Origin of the sequence: Gluconobacter albidus (assembly GCF_002723915.1) — a bacterium.
Lineage (GTDB): Bacteria > Pseudomonadota > Alphaproteobacteria > Acetobacterales > Acetobacteraceae > Gluconobacter > Gluconobacter albidus.
Window position 1 is genome coordinate 144594 of record NZ_BEWL01000005.1, and the last position, 19826, is coordinate 164419.

The 19826-nt window shown below is 60.4% G+C and carries 13 protein-coding genes; 6 read left to right on the forward strand and 7 right to left on the reverse strand.

The window, feature by feature from the left end:
* Positions 1-3: 3 nt before the first annotated feature.
* Entirely contained in the window at positions 4-351 is a 348-nt protein-coding gene (locus GAL01_RS08180; protein WP_062032903.1) for a hypothetical protein, read from the reverse strand.
* 428 nt (positions 352-779) lie between these two features.
* On the opposite strand from GAL01_RS08180, the gene GAL01_RS08185 reads away from it, so the two are divergent.
* Positions 780-1745: a DMT family transporter gene (locus tag GAL01_RS08185; RefSeq protein WP_231865422.1), complete on the forward strand. Its 966-nt coding sequence runs from the start codon at positions 780-782 to the stop codon at positions 1743-1745.
* A 68-nt stretch (positions 1746-1813) separates the two neighbouring features.
* On the opposite strand, the gene GAL01_RS08190 is transcribed toward GAL01_RS08185, so the two are convergent.
* Complete coding sequence (locus GAL01_RS08190; RefSeq protein ID WP_062032908.1) at positions 1814-3112, reverse strand: MATE family efflux transporter; 1299 nt, start codon at positions 3110-3112, stop codon at positions 1814-1816.
* Between the two features lie 246 nt (positions 3113-3358).
* Here GAL01_RS08190 and flgE point away from each other — a divergent pair, with 246 nt between their 5' ends.
* From flgE to rfaE1, 5 genes are all read left to right on the forward strand, one after another.
* The gene (gene flgE / locus GAL01_RS08195; RefSeq protein ID WP_231865427.1) at positions 3359-4666 is read left to right on the forward strand and encodes a flagellar hook protein FlgE; all 1308 of its coding nucleotides are present in this window, start codon (positions 3359-3361) and stop codon (positions 4664-4666) included.
* Between the two features lie 25 nt (positions 4667-4691).
* Entirely contained in the window at positions 4692-6224 is a 1533-nt protein-coding gene (gene flgK, locus GAL01_RS08200) for a flagellar hook-associated protein FlgK (RefSeq protein WP_062032764.1), read from the forward strand.
* A 2-nt stretch (positions 6225-6226) separates the two neighbouring features.
* On the forward strand, positions 6227-7288 hold the full coding sequence (locus tag GAL01_RS08205; protein ID WP_062032768.1) for a flagellin: 1062 nt from the start codon (positions 6227-6229) through the stop codon (positions 7286-7288).
* A 78-nt stretch (positions 7289-7366) separates the two neighbouring features.
* Entirely contained in the window at positions 7367-9238 is a 1872-nt protein-coding gene (gene htpG, locus GAL01_RS08210; protein ID WP_062032772.1) for a molecular chaperone HtpG, read from the forward strand.
* Between the two features lie 130 nt (positions 9239-9368).
* A complete protein-coding gene (gene rfaE1 / locus GAL01_RS08215; protein WP_062032776.1) occupies positions 9369-10808 on the forward strand; it encodes a D-glycero-beta-D-manno-heptose-7-phosphate kinase in 1440 nt (479 codons plus the stop codon).
* Here the strand turns inward: rfaE1 and GAL01_RS08220 are convergent.
* From GAL01_RS08220 to GAL01_RS08240, 5 genes are all read right to left on the reverse strand, one after another.
* Positions 10794-11660, reverse strand: a complete 867-nt coding sequence (locus tag GAL01_RS08220; RefSeq protein WP_174694467.1) for a helix-turn-helix domain-containing protein — start codon at positions 11658-11660, stop codon at positions 10794-10796. The two genes, rfaE1 and GAL01_RS08220, sit on opposite strands and share 15 nt — an antisense overlap.
* A 208-nt stretch (positions 11661-11868) precedes the next feature.
* Positions 11869-15285, reverse strand: a complete 3417-nt coding sequence (locus GAL01_RS08225) for an AAA family ATPase (RefSeq protein WP_062032784.1) — start codon at positions 15283-15285, stop codon at positions 11869-11871.
* Complete coding sequence (locus GAL01_RS08230; protein ID WP_062032789.1) at positions 15285-16535, reverse strand: metallophosphoesterase family protein; 1251 nt, start codon at positions 16533-16535, stop codon at positions 15285-15287. Before GAL01_RS08230 ends, GAL01_RS08225 begins: the two co-directional genes overlap by 1 nt.
* A 49-nt stretch (positions 16536-16584) precedes the next feature.
* Positions 16585-17088 (reverse strand): DUF892 family protein, encoded by a 504-nt coding sequence (locus tag GAL01_RS08235; protein WP_062032794.1) that lies wholly within the window; start codon positions 17086-17088, stop codon positions 16585-16587.
* 155 nt (positions 17089-17243) lie between these two features.
* Positions 17244-19739 (reverse strand): TonB-dependent receptor, encoded by a 2496-nt coding sequence (locus tag GAL01_RS08240; protein ID WP_062032797.1) that lies wholly within the window; start codon positions 19737-19739, stop codon positions 17244-17246.
* Positions 19740-19826 lie beyond the last annotated feature (87 nt).

A 19826-nucleotide genomic window follows, 5' to 3' on the forward strand; every position in this document is an offset into this window, starting at 1 on the left:
GTTTCAGTCGTCGGCAAGCCCGAACTGGCTGGGATAGGGCATGGCGTTGCGGCTGAGCTTCTTCTTTTTCCAGTCTGCCAGCGCCCTGTCATATTCGACATGGCGCAGCGCGAACTGTAGTGCTTCCACATGCCGCTCGTCGGCCGGGTCCATCATGTTCCGGCGCCAGCCCGCCGCAATCAGCCAGTATTCCCCGGCCAGCCGCCAGTCTCCGGCCTCATGATGCTCCAGCGCCAGCCGCTCAAGCCCATGATACTTGTTCTTCGGATTGGCGAGCGCTTCGGGCGTGAGAATGAAATCATCCCCTTTCCAGAGGAACGTCGATTTCATGTAGGGAAACTGCCGGGTCATCACACCCGGATCTCCGAAATGCTCTTTAATCAGCATCGGAACAAGCCTGTCGTAAGACCGACGCCATTCACACTGCACAGATCGTTTCCCTGAAAATCACATTGAAAGAGTGCGGCCTCTATAACGAACAGGAACACCAGAGTCGATTTCTTCAACCTGCCCCAGCCCCGCCCTGTTCCCTATTAATAACAATATAAATGTTATTAATAAATAAATTTACGTTATCATTCAATCTATACCGTAATTGTCAAAGAAAATATTCGAAGTCCCGGAAACGGGTTTGAATTTCAATAATAGTTCTTCTAAGAAGCCTGACCGCAATTACCGATGCCCTATTCAGGCCCGAACGCTCTGTCATGCGTTCAGAGGGCACAGGGTTATTTTTTCGGCACGATTCCTTCTCTCTCCCGTCAGAGTCCCCGAGCCTTATGGACACCAAAACCCTCTTCTCCGGAATGGCCCTGGCCTTCGGAGCATACTCCGCGTTCGCCATCAGCGACGCCTTTTCCAAACTGCTGGACGGGAGTCTCGATCCCTTCGAGGTTGCGTTTTTTGGCGGGGTGTTCGGGTTCCTCATTCTTCCCTTCATCCGTAAATCAAACGAATCCTACCTCGATATCGTGCGCCCGAAGCTTCGCGGCATGTGGCTGCTGCGCGCGATCTGCGTCTTCGTCGCCACGGCCGCCAGCGTCAAAGCCTTCATGCTGCTCTCGATGCCCGAGGCCCTGTCGATCACCTTCCTGATGCCGCTGTTCGTCACGATCCTCTCCGTCGTGCTGCTCAAGGAGAAAGTGACGTTCTGGGCATGGCTTGCGGTCGGCCTCGGCTTTGCGGGCGTTCTGATCGTCCTGCGTCCGGGAATGCGCCCGCTCAATCTGGGCCATCTCTGCGCGCTTCTGGCAGCCTGCGCCAATGCGGGCAGCGTGATCGCTTACCGGATCGCCAGCAAGGAAACCGTCCGCCTGTCGCTCTTCGGGTCCAGCCTGATGGGTGCGCTGGTCGGCAACGGTCTCCTCATGCTCGCCCACGCCACATGGCCCTCCAACACAAAGATCTGGTTCTACCTGTTTGGCTACGGCTTCCTGACCGCCCTCGGACAGCTCTGCATGATGCTCGCAACCGCCAGAGCACCAGCAAACCGCGTGGCCCTGCCGCAATACAGCCAGATGGCCTGGGGTGTCGCGCTGAGCTACTTCCTGTTCAAACAGCCGCTCGATCGCTGGACCTTCGTCGGCATCGCGGTCCTGACAGCATCAGGCATGCTGAACTGGATCCGTCAGCGCATCCGCTACGAAAAGATGGCGATGAAAGAGCGTCTCGAACGTCTCAAGGCGCGCAAAGTCGCCAAGGGAAACCTCAAAGCCGCCAAGCAGAGCGCGCTCTCCACACGCTGACCCCCGTTCCGCCGCCCCGGACCAGAACACCGGTCTCCGGGGCCGTGCTGACACGCTGAACAACGAACTCAGGGCCTTACGATATCCGGCTCCAGCTTCCGGATGACCCGAAACGCCGTCACTACGGCCAGACTGCCAAACAGCACCACGCCCAGCGACTGCCCGACCAGAATCCCGATCGGCCCATAAGCCGACCCGATCCAGACGAACGGAATGGTCCCCAGCGTCGCCCGGCCCCAGTTGAAACCCGTGGAATAGAACGGGTGCCCCAGATTGTTGAACGCCGTATTGGCCACAAACAGCAATCCGACGAACATGTAACTCAGCACCAGCCAGCAGCAGAACAGCCGTACGATGTCCACGCCCACACCCTGAAGCTCAAAAAGCTGGATGATGTAAGTGTGCGCCCCCGCCAGAACCAGCCATGTCACGCCCACACACAGTGCCGTCAGCTTCAGCGCCGCCAGAAGCGCCTCCTGCACACGATGGATCTGCCGCGCGCCTAGGTTCTGCGCCATGATCGGCCCGACCGACCCCGTCAGTGCAAAAACCAGCGAAAACGCCACCGGCACGATCCGGTCAATGGTCGCCTGTCCCGAGACGGCATTGAGCCCGAACCGCGCCATTGCATGCGTCACGAACAGCGCGCCCGTCGGCGTCGCCAGATTGGTCGCAATCGCCGGAACCGCAATCCCGCCAATCAGCCGCGTGGACGGCCCGAAAGCGGAACGCTGCGGCCATTCCAGCATGGCATGACCCCGAAGGTTCAGAAATCCGCTCGCCGTAATGGCCAGCCGCGCCAGAACCGTGCTGATCGCAGCCCCCTCAAGCCCCAGATGCAGCCCGAAAATCATGATCGGGTCCAGACACGCGGACACAGCCGCCCCGGTCAGTGTCACCCGCATCGAGCGTTTCGCATCCCCGACTGCCCGCAGCAGTGACGACAGCGCCATCCCCAGACACACAAGCGGCAGCGCCGGCGACACGATGTGCAGGAAGGTGGCCGCATGCTCCTGCGCCTCGCCATGCGCCCCCAGAAGCCCGAGCAGAGGCATGGCAAAGGTCGCCGTCAACAGGCCCAGAACGGCCGCAATCGCCACCATGACCACCAGAAATGCCGAGGCCATCCGCCGCGCCTCGGCATGCTGACACGCCCCGATCAGCCGCCCCGTGCAGGCCCCGAGCCCGATCGTCATGCCAATGGAAACCGACACCTGCACGTAACTGACTGCCGTCGCAAACGCGATCGCTGCCGTCAGTGTCTTGTCATGCAGATGGGAAATATAACCGTAATTGAGCAGATCCACGGCAAACACGGCCATCAGCCCGATCGCCCCGGTTCCGGCCATGGTCACGACATGACGCATGATGCTGCCATGAACGAATCTGGCCGGTCTTACCGGAGAATCGTCAGGAATACAGGGCTTTTTGGGGTCTTCATCTGGCTCTGGCATGTCACTGTATCATGCCTGTTTCAGGGCCGGAGAACCAGAGGCCGCCAGCGTTTTTTCGCCCCCGTCCCAGCCTTGTCTCCGTTCGTAACAACAGGCGAATCTGCCCTTTTTGCGCTTGTAAGGACTTCTTTAATATCCCCTGTGGAATCCTCGGCAGTGATGCTCGGGCATACGACCCGCAGCCTGTTCCATGTCCGGGAGTATGCCATGTCCTCGATCATCAACGCGGTTCACACCGCCGTCAGCGGCCTGAACTCGCAGTCACACGCCTTCAGCGACCTGTCCAACAACATCGCCAACAGCCAGACCAACGGTTACAAGGCCAGCACCACCAGCTTCGAGGACTATGTCACCAACAACAGCCTCGCCAGTGACGGCGAATCCCTGAGCGACAGCGTCGTCGCCACCACCCGCCAGCACAACGACAACCAGGGCATGGTGACGACCTCGACCAACAGCACGGCCCTCGCCATTTCCGGTAACGGGTTCTTCAACGTCGTGCAGGCCACCGGTCAGAGCAACGACAGCACCCCCGTCCTCGGCACACAGCAGTATTACACCCGCAATGGTGACTTCTCGCAGGACAAGAACGGCTATCTGGTCAACACGTCCGGCTATTACCTCGAAGGCTATAACGTCAACGCCTCCACAGGCACCCTGAGCACTACGCTGAACCCCATTCAGGTGCCCTCCACCATCAAGTTCCAGCCGACCGAGAGCACGAAGCTGACCCTGACTGGCCAGATCGGCAGCACCGCCACTTCCAGCGGCGGAAGCGCCACGACGTCGGCCACAGCCTATGACAGCAAAGGCAACGCCCAGACCGTCTCCCTGAACTGGACGCAGGTCGACGCCACCACCTGGACCGTCAGCAACCCCAATGACGCGACCAACAGTGCGACCGTGAAGTTCGATTCCTCCACCGGCGCCATCGCCTCCGTCAACGGACAGACCCAGGCCTCCGGCTCCACGGCCAGCTTCGAATATGACGGTGCGCCCCAGGACATGACCGTCAGCCTCGGAACCATCGGCGGCACGAGCGGCGTCAGCCTCGCAACGGACGGCTCCACCCCGACGGGCGTCACGGGGGTTTCCGACAGCGTGACCACCGGCACGTTCTCCGGCATTTCCATGCAGACGGACGGCTCGGTCATGGCAACCTTCGACAACGGCTACTCCCAGCTCGTCGCCAAGATCCCGCTGACGACCTTCGCCGACCCCAACAGCCTCTCCCCCCAGAACGGACAGGCCTACACCGCGACCTCACAGTCCGGCACCCCGCAGATCAACGCCGTCAATACCAATGGCGCCGGCACCCTGAGCACGGCCTCGGTCGAAGAATCCACCACCGATCTGACAGGCGATCTCAGCAAGCTGATTGTGGCGCAGCAGGCCTATGGCGCGAACACGAAAGTCGTCTCCACGGCCGACCAGCTTCTTCAGACAACCCTGGCGATGATCCAGTAAGCACGACTGAAGGGACACCGGCTCCATGGGACTGAACAGCGCACTCTCGATTGCAACTTCCGGCCTGAATGTCGTTCAGAATGCCATGGCCGTTGCCTCCAACAACGTCTCCAATGCAGGGACAAGCGGCTACATCAAGGAAAGCGCCAACGTCCAGTCGAGCGTGGCTGGCAACACAGGCAACGGTGTCCGCACCGCCGCCACCACCCTCGCGACCAACCAGCAGGTCCAGAAGGCGCTTTACGCCCAGAACGCGGACGTGGCGGCCTACACGGCCACCAGCAATTCCCTGTCCAACATCACAGCACTTCAGGGCTCTACCAGCGCCACATCCGGCAGCAGCGGAACGCTTTCGGATGAACTGGGCAATCTTCAGTCCGCCCTGACATCCCTGACCTCCACTCCCGACAGCGCCTCGGCCCAGAGCACGGTCGTCTCCGCCGCGTCCACCTTCGCCCAGTCCGTCAACACGCTGGCTTCGGCCTATCAGACCCAGCGTCAAACGGCCCAGAATGCTGTCGTTTCCTCGGTCTCGGACATCAATACCGACCTCACCACGATCGGCACCCTGTCCACCAAGATCATGAACCTCAAAAGCACCGGTCAGGACACGGCTGCGCTGGAAAACCAGCGCTATACGGCCCTCTCCTCCCTGTCCTCCGAGCTTTCCGTCTCATGGTCCGAGTCCGCAAACGGCGACATGACCATCGCCACGGCCGACGGCATCACCCTGCCTACGCGCGACACCAGCAGTTCCAGTGGCGCAACCGTCTCGTCCACATGGCCGCTCACCACGTCTTCTGCCCAGATTTCGGTCAGCACGACCTATCCCGGCACATCGTCCAGCAACACCATCCCCGCCATCACCCTGAATGGCCGCGATGTTACTACCCACCTGACGGGCGGGACGCTGGGCGCAAACATCACCCTGCGCGATACGACGCTCCCCATCATGCAGGCGCAGCTGGACTCCCTGTCTTCGACGGTCGCCACCCGTTTTCAGGCCCAGGGCATGTCCCTGTTCACGACATCGGGCACAAACGGCGTCGTTCCAGGAACCTCCCAGACAGACCTTGTTCCTGCCGGCAGCGTGGGTTTCTCGCAGGACATCAGCGTCTCCAGCACCTATTCCAGCGACCCGTCCCAACTGCTTGACAGCACGACGTCGGGCACCCAGACCATCCAGAACGTCCTGAGCTATACGTTCGGAACAACCTCCGATGCTTCCGGAACCGCCCAGACGGCCGCGCCCAGCAGCAATCTTGGAATGACCGGAACCCTGTCCACGGGATACACGGGCAACCAGAAAATCATTTCCCTTGCGACATCCCTGACCGCCAATCAGGCGGCCACGGCCAGCGACGCAAGCAGTGGCCTCGCTCTGTCGCAGACAACGCAGAGCAGCCTGACGTCCAATCTTTCCGGAACGTCCACCGTCTCCATCGACACGGAAATGGCGAATATCGTCACGCTCCAGAACGCCTACGCTGCCAACGCCAAGGTCGTTTCGACCGTCCAGACAATGTTCAGCGCCCTGCTGAGCGCAATCGGAACCTGATCATGACCGGAACCATCTCCAGCTTCGGCTTCGGGGGAATCTCCAGCCAGCTTCTCCTCGGCGTCCAGAATCTGTCGCAGGCGAAAGACTCCCTCCAGCTTCAGGCCACAACCGGCGTTATGGCCAGCAGCTATGCCGATCTCGGGTCTTCGCGGACACAGGCCCTCGCGCTTCAGCCCGCCATCACGCAGGTTGCCGCCTGGAACAGCAACGTCACGAACGCCCAGACGACACTGACCACAACACAGAGTTCCCTGTCCCAGATTTCCACCATCGCCCAGGACCTGACGAGTTCGCTCTCAACTCTGGGCAGCACGCTGTCCTACTCAACCGTCACGACGGCTGCCTCTGCCGCCCAGTCGGCCCTGACCTCCCTAGGCAACCTGCTCAACACCCGACAGGGCGACAGCTACGTCTTCGCCGGGCAGCAGAACACGACGGCCCCCGTCAGCACGGATCTGGGCACGTCGGACCTCGCGACCCAGATCGCACAGGCCGTCAGCCAGCTCGGTTCGGACGGAGCGCAGAGTGTGCTCGACACAACGGAAAACCTGGCCAGCAATACGGCTGCCGGACAGCCTTTCTCCGCAACGCTTTCCACATCCCCCGATCAGGCGCAGCAGCAGAACACGCGCGTCGTCGTCGGACAGTCTGAAACAGTGTCCGTCGGGATGGTCGCCACACAGGGCGCGACATCCACGTCCACTACCTCCCCGATCCGCGATCTCATGCGCAATCTGATGGTGGTCGCCTCCCTCGGCTCGTCTTCAACCAGCACTACGGACTATGCGAGCCTGATTTCCGGCCTTCAAAGCTCCATGAATACGGTCACGAGCGGCCTCGGCACCATGAGCGGCCTGCTGGGTGTCCAGCAGAACAGCCTGACCAACCAGACCGCCATGCTGACCCAGATGTCCTCGGCTTTGACGACCCAGCTCGGTCAGGTGAAAGACGCTGATCTTGCACAGGTTTCCACGCAGGTGACGGATACCAACAACCAGCTTCAGGCGTCCTATTCCCTTATTGCGGACATGAAAGGCATGACGCTGGCCTCTTACCTCTGATCGGGCCACTGATCCCGGTTGAAAAACCGTTTGTGACATCGCATATCCAGATCACTTTCCTGAACGGAGATTGATGAGATGAGTGAAACGAACAACCAGCAGGCCGCCGAAAAGCATGAATTCAGTGCAGAGGTTGGACGGCTGCTGGACCTTGTGGTCCATGCCCTTTACTCGGATCGTGAAATCTTTCTGCGCGAACTCGTCGCCAATGCGGCGGACGCGACGGACAAGCGCCGTTTCGAAGCCCTGACCGACAGTGCTGCGGCGCTTCCCGAGAATGCGTCCATCCGCATCAATCCGGACAAGAGCCAGAAAGAGCTGACAATCTCTGATGACGGCGTGGGCATGACCCATGACGAACTGGCCCAGAACCTTGGCACGATCGCCCGCTCCGGCACGCGCGCTTTCGGAGAAAAGCTGAATTCGGCAAAGCCCGAAGACCGCCCGAACCTGATCGGTCAGTTCGGCGTCGGCTTCTACGCAGCCTTCATGGTCGCGGACCGTGTGGAGGTCACCTCCCGCAAGGCCGGTTCCGATCAGGCCTGGACCTGGTCTTCGGACGGCAAGGGCGCCTTCACGCTGAGCCCCGCGTCCCGCTCCACGCCGGGCACCGACATCGTCCTGCACATGAAAGACGACGCCGACGAGTTCCTCGACAGCTGGCGCCTGAAATCCATCATCCGCAAATGGGCGGACCATATCTCCTGGCCCATCACCCTGCGTGAAACCAAGGAAGACGGCACCACGGAAGATCAGGCCGCCAATGAAGGCACGGCACTGTGGAGCAAGCCGAAATCCGAAATCACGCCGGAACAGTATGCCGAGTTCTACCGGCACATTTCCCACGCTTTTGACGAACCCTACGCGACCCTGCACTGGCGCGCGGAAGGCGTGACCGAATTCACGGCCCTCCTGTTCCTGCCCAGCGCCCGCCCGTTCGACTTCATGGAACAGTCCCGCGAGAGCCGGATCCATCTCCATGTCCGCCGGATGTTCATTACCGACGAAGCGGAACTGGTTCCGAACTGGATGCGCTTCGTGCAGGGCGTGGTCGATACGGAAGACCTGCCGCTCAACGTCTCGCGCGAAATGCTTCAGGCCACCCCGGTTCTGGCCCGCATCCGCAAAGCCGTCACCAAGCGCGTCCTGACCGAGATCCGTAACCGTGCGAAGGACGCCGAGGGTGGTTTCAACACGTTCTGGGAAAACTTCGGCGCGGTCATCAAGGAAGGTCTGTGGGAAGACGCCGAACACCGGACGGAAATCGCCGGTTTCGCCCGTTTCCATTCCACCCAGGGCGACGACCTCGTCACGCTGGACGACTATATTGCGCGCATGAAGGATGGTCAGGATGCCATCTATTACCTGACCGGCGACAATCTGGACGCACTGAAATCCTCCGCCCAGCTTGAAGGCTTCCGCGCGCGTGGCCTCGAAGTCCTGCTGCTGTCCGATCCGGTTGACGGCTTCTGGCCGGAGCGCCTGTCTTCCTATCAGGACAAGCCGCTGCGTTCCGTCGCCCATTCCCATGGCGATCTGGAAAAGTTTGAATCTACGGATGCCGACACAACCGAAGCCGCGGATGTCGAAAAGCTGGTTCCGGCCCTCAAGGACGCCCTTGGCGAACAGGTCAAAGACGTTCGCAGCACGGTGCGCCTGACGGGAAGCGCTGTCGTCATCACATCCGATGGCGGCCCGGACCTGACGATGCAGCGCCTGATGCGCCGCTCAGGTCAGGCCATGCCCGCCATGCCGCCAATCCTCGAAATCAACCCGAAGCATCCGCTCATCAAGGCTCTGGCCGAACGTGTTGCAAAGGACGAGAGCATCACCGCCTATGCCAGTGTCCTGCTGGATCTGGCGCGCGTGCAGGAAGGCGAACCCCTGCCCGACCCGACCGGTTTCGGCCGCTCGCTCGCCACACTGCTGGCTGGTCCGGCCGTCGGGTGAACGGGGTCTGAACGCAGCATTCGCTTCGTTCCGGTCCATCAAAGGCGAGGGAGTTCATCCCTCGCCTTTTCTTTTTGCTAAGCTCCTGTGAGATAGGGAGCAATGCACATGACTGAAGGAGACGCAGGCCGTGATCGATGATTTCCGCTTTGGCCGCATGACGGTCATCGGCGACCTGCTGCTGGATCAGTATATTTCGGGCGGCGTCAGCCGCATTTCCCCTGAAGCCCCCGTTCCGGTCGTCCTGCATGATGGCCTGCGCTGCGTGCCCGGAGGAGCGGCAAATGTTGCGGTCAATGCCGCCGCTCTGGGCGCACAGGTGCATCTTGTCGGCCTTGTCGGCGAAGATGACTCGGCAGAGCGGCTGAAAGAAAGCCTGAACCTCTGGCCAACTATCCAGACGGATGGCATTGTCTCCTCCCCGGACTGGACCACCATTACCAAGACGCGCGTCGTCAGCGGTCGCCAGCAGATCGTGCGTATCGACGTCGAAAAACTGACTCCCCTTTCCGAAACGATCCAAAAGCGTCTTATGGAGGAAGCCCTCCGCGCGATAGACGTCTCGGATGTGCTCGTCTGCTCGGACTATGCCAAGGGCGTTCTGACGGACGAGGTCCTGCGGGTTATCATCGCAGCCGGCCGTGCCAAAGGCATCCCGGTCATCGTCGATCCCAAAAGACGCACGCTGGAAGCCTATGCCGGCGCCACACTCGTGACGCCCAACCGGATCGAGGCGGAACAGGCCAGCGGGCTTCCTGCCCGAACCGACGGCGATGTCCTGAAGGTGGCGGAAACCCTCTCCCGTCAGTTCGGCGGCGACGTTCTTGTCACGCGCTCCGAAGACGGCATGACGCTCTGGCAGCAGGATGCGAAACCCCTGCATGTCGCCAGTCGCAAGTCCGAAGTCTTCGATGTTTCCGGCGCCGGAGATACCGTCGTCGCCACCGTCGCTGCAGTGCTGTCCGCTGGTCAGACGCTGGAAACCGCCGTCGTCATCGCGACCGCCGCCGCCGCCCTGTCCGTCAGCAAGTTCGGCACCGCAACGGTATCCCGCGAAGAACTGTCCCGCGAACTGCTTCAGGAAATGCCCGAAACAGGCGCGCTCGTTCCGGTCGAACAGGCCGCGCGTATCGTGGAAAGCTGGCATCGGCATGGTGCAAAAGTCGTATTCACCAACGGGTGCTTCGATCTGGTCCATCCGGGACATGTCAGTCTGCTTCAGGCTGCCGCCCGCGAAGGAGACCGCCTTATCGTGGCGCTCAATACTGACAACTCCGTCAGCCGCCTCAAGGGACCAACCCGCCCGGTCCAGAAGGAAGATGCCCGCGCCAGAGTGATCGGCGCCCTGCGTTCGGTCGATCTCGTCGTGCTGTTCGACGATGACACCCCCCTCGACGTCATCCGCACCTTGAAGCCCGATATTCTCGTCAAAGGTGCGGATTACACGGAAGACCAGGTGGTCGGCGCCGATGTGGTGAAGGGGTACGGCGGCAAAGTGGTGCTGGTGGACCTCGTGGAGGGTCAATCCACCACACGTCTGGTCAAAGGGATGCAGTCAGCCCCGGCCTGAGGCCCGTGTCCCCGGCCGCATGGACGCACGCTGCCGGATTTCGCGTGGCGACGCACCGAATTTCTGCCTGAAGCGGCGGGAGAAATGCGCGGCATTGCGAAAGCCGTGGTTCAGCGCAATCTGCGCAATCGGAAGCGCATCATGGGACGGATTCGTCAGATCCGAATGAATGCGCTCCAGCCGGCGGTTGAGGATCCACCCCGCGACCGCGCCGGATTCCCCGTCGAAAAGCTGGTAAAGCGCCCGCGTCGAAATCCCGGAAGCCTCCGCAATGCTCTGCGGGGTCAGGTCATGCTCGTGCAGGCGTGATTCAATGTAACGGCGGATCTGTTTCTGCCGGTGCCGCCGACGCCCCGCAACACTGACTTCCAGATCCAGACAGTCTAGGATCGTCGTGATCAGCAGATCCGTAACATGCTGCAAAAGGCGCTGGCGCGTCTGCGGAATGGTCCCGTCCAGAACTCCGGATTCAAGCATGGATGCCGCTGACAGCAGAAAAGCGCCGGGCCCCCGCGCCATGTCGAAAGAAAGTGGCGGCAGACCTGCGAGCATCGGAAGATGCCGCAGCAGTGCCTGACGCATGACGGTGAGCAGAAAGACATCGGCCGTAGGTTCAATACCAGGTGGCTGGGTCAGCGTGGAGAACTGGTGCGGATCCAGATACAGTCTTCCCGTGGACTGCCGTGACAGCACCAGAACCGCGCGACCCTGATCCAGAAGAGACGCGATTGCGGGTGAGAGCGCCGTACGCAGACGAACGACAGTCGGGTCCATCCCGCGGGGAGATGCCGCAAGAGTAGCCAGCGGAATAATGCGCTGTGCATTCATACTGCCGTGCGGGATGTCAGTCACGACCGCGCTCTGGAGAAGAATGTTGAGATTCCGTTAAACACCATTTTTAGTAGTAAAGCCAATTGAAACAACCATGACGGGCTGGATATAGGAAGAATCAGCCCGAATGGAAATAGTTGGCCCGTATTTCATACTGTGTCGTCAAAGAGGAATCTCAAGGCGACTTAAATTTTGTTTTCGGAACAAGTAAATATTTTTTTATAAAAAATTATATTTCTATAGAATATGGAATTTCTTTTGAATTATTGATTATATACCCGTGGTGGGTAAAAAACAGAACCTGCGTTTTCTCTGAAAGCTCTGCCAGTATCTTTAGCCCTGCGGCTGTGCGCTCTTCGTCAAACGTCACGAACAGATCATCCGCAAGAAAAGGCAGACGAATGCCCCGCGCCAGAGCCTGCTCGACCGACGCCAGACGCAGCGCCAGATAAAGCTGGTCGCGCGTGCCCTCGCTCATGGCCTGAACCGGAACGGGCGTCGTGCTCGCCGGGCGCTGCCCCGCCAGAACCAGCCCGTCCGACCCGCTTTCTTCGGTCACAAGCCCTTCATAACGCCCAAGCGTCAGCTGCGAAAACAGGGTGCCCGCCCGCGACAGCAAGGGCCCATGCGCCTGCTGTCGTCCCTGCTCCACCAGTCGTGACAGCATCAGTTGCTGAAGCCGGAGCGACACATACCGGCTGGCCCGCTCGGCAATTTCCGCTTCCGTCTCCTGAATTTCTTCCGCGACCTCATGCACGCCCCGGGCATTTTCCAGTTCCGCCAGCACGCTCCGCGCCCGCAACAGCCGTTCCGTGACTTCCGACCTGCGGGCATCGAGCGCCATCGTTTCAGCTTCGATGTCTTCGAAATCCTGCTCAAGCTGCTCCGGGTCCGTCGCCCGCGCCTCCTCCACAAGCACCTCAAGCGACCGGCCATTCCCGGCCTGAAGAATCTGCTCCCGCAACTCGTCGCGCCTGTCGCACAACGCCGCCCGCTCCCGCGCGCGGGACAGCGCATGGCGCAGGTCCTCATCCGCCCCAAGCCCCAGAAGACGACGCACGGGGTCCAGCCCCTGCTCCAGTTCCACGATCCGCAGATCGGCCTGCGCAATCTCGTCCGCCAGAGCCGCGTGCTGCTGCAGAACGGATTTCCGTTCCCGCTCGCGCTCCTGCTCCAGACGCAGAAACTGTTCAAGCTCCGCCGCGGATCCCTGCCCGTAGCGCTGAAGAAACGCCGCCAGTTCGGTATGGAACGCCGCGATATCGCGTGTCTCGGAATCCTGCTCCTTCTGCTCGCTGTCCAGGCGCAGCCGGATCGTGCGCGCCTCCGTCACATCCCGCAGATCAGCCCGCTCCGCCCGCCCCGGATAGCCGCAGTCCCGGCAGGCGCGTGCCCAGTCTTCTTCCCAAAGCGCCAGCTTCTGCTCCACGCCGGATAGGGCTTCCCGCCCTTTGATCAGGGCCTCCTGCCGCTGAAGACGATCCTTTTTCCGCGCCTCCGCCTGCCGCGCCGCTTCCTCGTCCCGTTCCAGCAAAGACGCGGCCTGCCGGATCTGAACCGCCAGCCGCTCGGACGCACATTCCGCGTCAAAAACCCGCAACCTTCGGCTCATATCGGCCCGGCTGTCCGTCGCGGCCTGAAGCTGCCTCCTTGCGCTCTGCAAAACCTCTTCGGCTGCCAGAGCCTCCTGCCGCCGAACCATCCAGACCTGCAAAGACGCGGGAGGCAGCACCGGCGCTCCGAATGTTTCCAGCAAAGCGCTCCACGCGGCATGGCGCCGGTCCAGTTCGTCCCGCGCCCGCATCCCCCGTCGACGGGCTTCCTCCGCCCGAAGCGTAAGGTCCTCCCCCTGCCGCAACAAGGTCGCAAGCTGCGCCGATTGCTCGGCATGCGCATGACGCCGGTCCGCCAGACTGTCCGCATTCTGGATCAGAACCCCGAACGCCTCCCGCGTCACCTGCGCAGGACAGCCGCCAGAGTGAAAATTCTGCTCCATGCTCTGCCAGAGCCGGTCGCGTTCCAGTCGCGCCGCGGAAAGCTGCTCCCACGACACAGCCTGCCCGTCTTCTTCCAGCCGCCGGCACTGCTGCGCCAGACGCGCCTTTTCCGTTTCCGTCGCCTGTTCTTCGTTCCGTGCAACGCGCCGCTGCTCGTCCAGCGCCGTCCAGAGCCGCGCTTCGTCTTCCAGAACCGCCCCGTCCGGCAACGCGATCGCCGTCAGATCCGCCTTGCGATCGGCCGTGCGTGCACGCCAGGGTACCAGCGCCCCATAAGCCGCAGCCGTGGCGTCCTCCTGCCGCAAAACTTCGGCGGACAGACTGTCGATCCGGTCATCCAGCGCGCCCAGACTGCGGGCCTCATCCAGTTCCAGCCGGAACAGACGCAGCGTTTCGGGAGAGGATTTTTCATCCGCCTCCGAAACGGAATCGGGATGCAGGATATTCAGGGTCTGCTCCGTCTCCTGAAGCCGCGCCCGCAGATCCTGTTCCTGCGTGTGCAAAAGAGTGCGTGCCTGAAGCCGCTGGTCCAGATCGTCCAGTTCTTCCAGATCTGGCAGCACACCGGCCTCACAGCCATGCCGCGCCCAGAACTGTTCCAGCGAAATCGCATCCCGCGTCAGGCGCGCTTTCCGTTCTTCCACCGCCGTTTCAAGACGCGCAATCAGCGCGCCCCGTCCCAGAAGAGTCCTGATGGAGTCCTGTTCCGCAAGGACAGGGCGCGCATCACCAAAATCCCGAATTTGCGCGCATAGCGTCTCGAATTTCTGTCGCGAAACCGAAGCATCATGTTCTTTATTCCATAACGATTCAAGAATGTTCTCAAAGCGGATGCAATCTTCAATTGTCAGATCCCAGCTCGGAAAAGACCTGATTTCCGTTTCGATCTGATTTAGTTTCCGAAAAGGAACGGATGTCATTTTCAGGCGGGAATTGGTTCTACGGCGCGCGCCCAGTTCCTGCATCGCTTCGTCGCAGGTCTGTTTTTCTGTTTCTGACTCAGAAAGTTCCTTATTCGCAACAGACAGTTTTCTGACTGTTGTCGTGTCGCTCCGCAGGGCCGTCTGCAACGCCGTCAGCTTCAGTCTGGCCTGTTGCAGCGCCGAGCGTGCGCGTCCGGATTTCCATTCCGAACCGACATCTTCCTGAAGCGTCGTGCTCAGTTTTCCAACACCTTCAAGTCCCAGCCCGGCCGCCAGGATCTGAAGTCCGGCATCGTCTTTCAGGCGGCGCATTTCCTCGCCCCCCTCACGCAGGCGCGTATGATCCAGCGCCCAGGCTGCCTCAAATCCCTTCGAATCCAGCCCGCCCAGCCAGGTCCGCAATTGCAAATCATCCAGCGGTGTTCTGTCATCCGCCGCAAACAATGTTTGGTTCCGCGTTGGACGCCGCCGCACGCCCTCAAAAACCGTCCCGTCCTGCTCCAGACTGGCCCCGACCCGCAGCAGCGACGCCGCCGTCATCCAGTCCGCACCGGAAATTTTAAACGGAAACCCGAACAGGAAATCCCGGATCGCACAGAGCGTCGTCGATTTCCCGGCTTCATTCGCGCCATAAATGACGTGCAGGTCCCGCGCTCCTTTCGGAAAATTCAGTGTGGTCTCCTGAAATCCGCCATAGCGCAGAAGATCAAGGCGTTCGAACCGCATTATTCCGTCTCCCCCAACAGGCGCGCCCTTAACGCCGTACGCGCCTGTTCAAGGGGAAACTGCCCCTCCGGCATCAGACTGTCGCGCTCCACACAGGCGGGCAGGGCAGAGAAAAACCCTTCAAAAGCGTCGGGCAGGGACGCCAGAAACGTCTCGTCCCGCATCAACCCTTCCAGCGCCAGATCAAGCTCCCGCGTTTCCGCCACGCCGCTCCGAAGCAGGGGCGCAGACGTCTCGTTACGGATTTTTTCCAGCGCAATCTGCGCCCTTCCGTTGGCGGATTCCTGCGCCATCGACACCGCAATGCCCCGCAGATCGTCCTCCCAGCCCTGCGACGCCCATAACCGGTCATGCAGAACGCTGCGTCCCGTCAGGACGACCCGCGCAATCACCGTCCGTCCTTCTGCTTCGGAAAGGGCGCGTTCCATCTCCCGCCGCGCGGCCCCCCGAACCGCGTCCATGCTCTGCATGTCGCTGATATCCAACTCCAGCCGACACCACCGCACGACATCACAGTCCACGAAACCGACCGAACGAACGATCCCGTCCTCAACGCTCACCAGCGCACAGCCACAGGCCCCGATCTCGCGCGCATGACGCCCCTGAAGCACACCCGGAAACACGATACATGGATGTTCACAGACGATTTCGCGCGCATGCACATGCCCCAGCGCCCAGTAATCATATCCCTTCGCCGCCAGCGTTTCGACGGAGCAGGGCGCATAGGTCTCGTGCTCCCCATACCCCGACAGCGACGTATGCAGCACACCAATATTGAAACACCCCGCGATGGGTGCGGGATAGGCCCGCGTCATGTCATGCGGGACATGACGGTCGCGGAAACTCTGCCCATGCAACGCCACCCCGAGTTCCGGCCAGTGAAATGTCTGCGGGGCCTCATAGGAAAAATGGTCGATCCCGTCCGGCAGCGGCAGTTCCCGCGCAATGACCGACTGCGCATCATGATTGCCCGACAGCGTCACGACCCGGATGCCCGCCTGAACCAGCCGGCTCAGGGCCTTGAGCATGTAAAGCCCGGTCCCCACGTCCTGCCAGGTCCCGTCATACAGGTCCCCCGCCAGAATAACGAAATCGACTTTTTCACTTAGCGCCGTTTCGACCAGTCGGTCCAGCGCGCGCCGCGTGGACCCACGGATTTCCGCTTCGGGAAGCCCCTCGTAACGGCTCAGCCCTCTCAGGGGGCTGTCGAGGTGAATGTCAGCAGCATGGAGAAAGCGGAAAGAGGACATCCGCGAAGTTTACGCCCTCCACGATGTCTTGCAAGCAGCTCCGCCGGGATCAGGCGGCGGCCAGATACTGCGACACGATGTCCGGCATCAGGCCCGCAAGCGCCTCGGCCGAAGCCGTCTCTTCGTCCTTCAGACATTCCAGCGCCGACGCATCCTGCGCAAAACCCAGCTGCCGCGCCAGTACGATCAGCATCTGAAGAGACGTGATCTGATGCGCCCGGTATCCACTCGTCGCCAGCACGTTCTTCAGAACATCCCGCGCTTCGCCGCCATGCAGCAGCCCCGAGACGGTGCTGAGAATGGACGAAACCGTCTCATGCGGAACCGGGGCAGGGTGCCCGTGTCGGGACAGAAGGATCGTGATCTCCCGCGCATGGCTCCGGCCCATCGCCAGATCCTGCTCCATCCGCCGGCACAGCCCCGGATACCGCTCACACACCGGAAGCTCAGAAAGCGCGGTCTCGATGGCCTTGGATTCAATGGACAGATGATCCCGAAGAGCGCCCAGATAGATATCCAGAGCTGACCTGTCCGTCGTTTTCGTTCTGCCCACCGTGGATCCTTCTCGTCTTTGGCGCGCTCTTAAATGGCCATATCGGCGGGTGGAGTGCAAGTGCGCAGAGCCTTCCCGACCGGGCGTTTCCGGTCATGAAAAACCCCATGCCGGAGACCGGCATGGGGCATTCAGGGTCAGCAAAATCTGAAGGATCAGAAACCAGCGCTGACGGAACCGATTGCGGCGAACGGTGCCGCGTACATGTAGGTCGGAGCGGACCCCTTTACGGAAGTGCCGAAAATGCCACGCTGTGTCGTCGCGTTGGTCTGAATGCCGACCGGGAAACCCAGATACTGCTTGTTGGCAATATTGGTCAGGTTCAGCTTGACGTTCGGTGCCTGAAGGATGCCGAGGTTCTTGAAGCGGTAGCCCACGGTAATGTCCATTTTGACGTAGCCGGGAATGCTCTCGTCGTTCATGAACGTGGAGTACTGCTTGGCGACATATTTGAGCTTGTAGGCGCCGAAAATGTTGCCGTCGTCATAGTCCAGGTTGAAGCCAACCTGATACTTCGGGGTTTCAGGCGCGAACTTACCGCTTGTCGGCAGGTAGTCGATATTTTTGCCGCTGCCACCACGGAGGTTGCTGGTCGTGCGGGCGTCAACATATTCGAACGAGGCATAAGGGCGGATGTGATAGAAGATCGGACGTGTTCCGATTTCTGCGTCCACACCGTTTGTGCTCTGACCGCCGGCATTGATGCTGCCAGTAGCGTAATTGCTGCAGCTTTCGTTCAGACACTCGCTCTGGGAGAAGAAGCGGTTCGTGAAGTTGTAATGGAAATACGTAACCGAGGCCATGACCGTCGGTCCTGTGTAGCGCCAGCCAGCTTCTTCCGAAATTGAGATTTCAGGCTGTAGGTTCGTGGAGCCCTGCGTGCTGTAACCACCCGGCTTGTAGTAAGCTCCGGCATCATAAAGCGAGTAGTTCGTCGGGATACGGAAGTTCGTGGACCCCGAGACGAAAACCTGCATTTCCGGGTTGATCTGATAACGGATCGAGGCGGTGGGCAGTGGCTCGTAATAAGACTTGTTGATGTAAGGTCCGGTCGACGTATCAGGCAGCATGTTATGAGCATCGCGGGTAACGATGGCATATTTCAGCCCGGCGTCGATGGTCAGTTTGTTGTGCAGTAGCGAGATGCTGTCACCGATGAACATCGTGTGCGTGCGCGTCTGCGTCAGGCTCTGACGATACTGGTAGGTTGTACCGTCATTGAAGACATAGTTCGGTCCACCGCCCCAGATATCCCAAGGCGTACCATCTGCGCCGATGCCCGTGGCAGGAGCGGTCTGGGACTGCTTGGCATATTCAAACCAGTATCCGACCATAAGGCGGTTGGCGCCAGTGGTGAGCGTCAGCTTTGTAACGGCACCCGGACGATAAGTCGTCGTGATGGACGGTTCGTAAAGAAGGGCGCTTTTGGAAATCGTCTTGCCATCAAGCGTGCCACTCATGGACGTCGCACCCCAACTGGTGGGGGTGGAATATGCGCCACCCCCACTGCCGCTGCCGTACCAGAAATACGGAGTTTCCGTCAGGACAAGATGATCCGTCAGCTTGAAGGTCGACGGAGCACTGGCATAAATGTTGGTGAACGGATTCTGATGCAACTTGTAATAGCTGGAATCAGCCGAGGTCGTCTTGCCGGTCGGGTCTTTGTAGACGCCGTTGAAAGCCGTATTGGAAACCGTGACACCATCCGCATTTTTGTAGGATGCGACGTACTGGTCCTTGATGCCGTAGCCGTATTTTTCCCACGACGCCTTGTTCACGGTGGGGGTCAGGTAATTATACAGACGGTTGCCAACGATGGCGAGGGAGACGCGGTTTCCGTCGCCCCAGTCGTTCACGATCTTGGCTTCGGCATGCAGCTTGCGGTTCGTCGCTTCGGAATGAATGGCGTCTTCCGTGGCGTAGGACCCAGAGAAGTAAGCGCGCAGATTGGTTTGGCCAATCTTGCCGGTATCCAGGCGCAGGAAACCGCGCGTGTAGTCATAGGAACCATAGGACACGTCGAATGCGCCGCCCTTCTTCATCTTCGGGTCGATCATGTACATGTCGACCACGCCGCCGGTGGCGCTCAGATGCGGGCTGTCGAGATCCGCGGAACCCTGTGCGAGGCTGATCTTGCGCAGGTTCTCGGAGTCCACGATTTCCTGGGAATAGACCGAGAAGGAGCCGATGTCGTTGATCGGGAAACCTTCAAGCGTAAAGCCCATCTGCGACTGGTCGAGACCACGGGCGCTCATGTGGCTTCCCGTCAGGCCTGCCGGATCGGAGGACGTCACGTTCGCACCCGGAAGCAGTGCGATCAGCTGCATCGGATCCTGACCCGGTGCCTGCTTTTCGATATAGTCGCGGGAAATGGCCGAAACGGATTTGGCCGCATCCTGTTTCTGCATCAGGCCACCACCGACATCGCGGCGTGTTACGCCATCGAAATAGGAATGATGACCGCTGACAGAGACATGTTCTTCATGTTCGTCTGTTGGAGCCGTGTTGCCCATCATGGACGGAGCGGCAGCAGCGACTTTCGTAGGGCTCTTCTTTGTAGAAGGAGCCGTGCTGTCTGCGGGTGCGGCAAATGCCGACACCGTACCAAACGCAAACAGGGCCGAAGTCGAAAGCAGGCGAGCAAGGCGCATTGTGTTTTCGGTCTTTCTCGGTCAGGTGAACTTTCAGCCGAGAAGAAGCATGAGTGCAGGCCTCATTTCAATCAGATGTGGCATGAT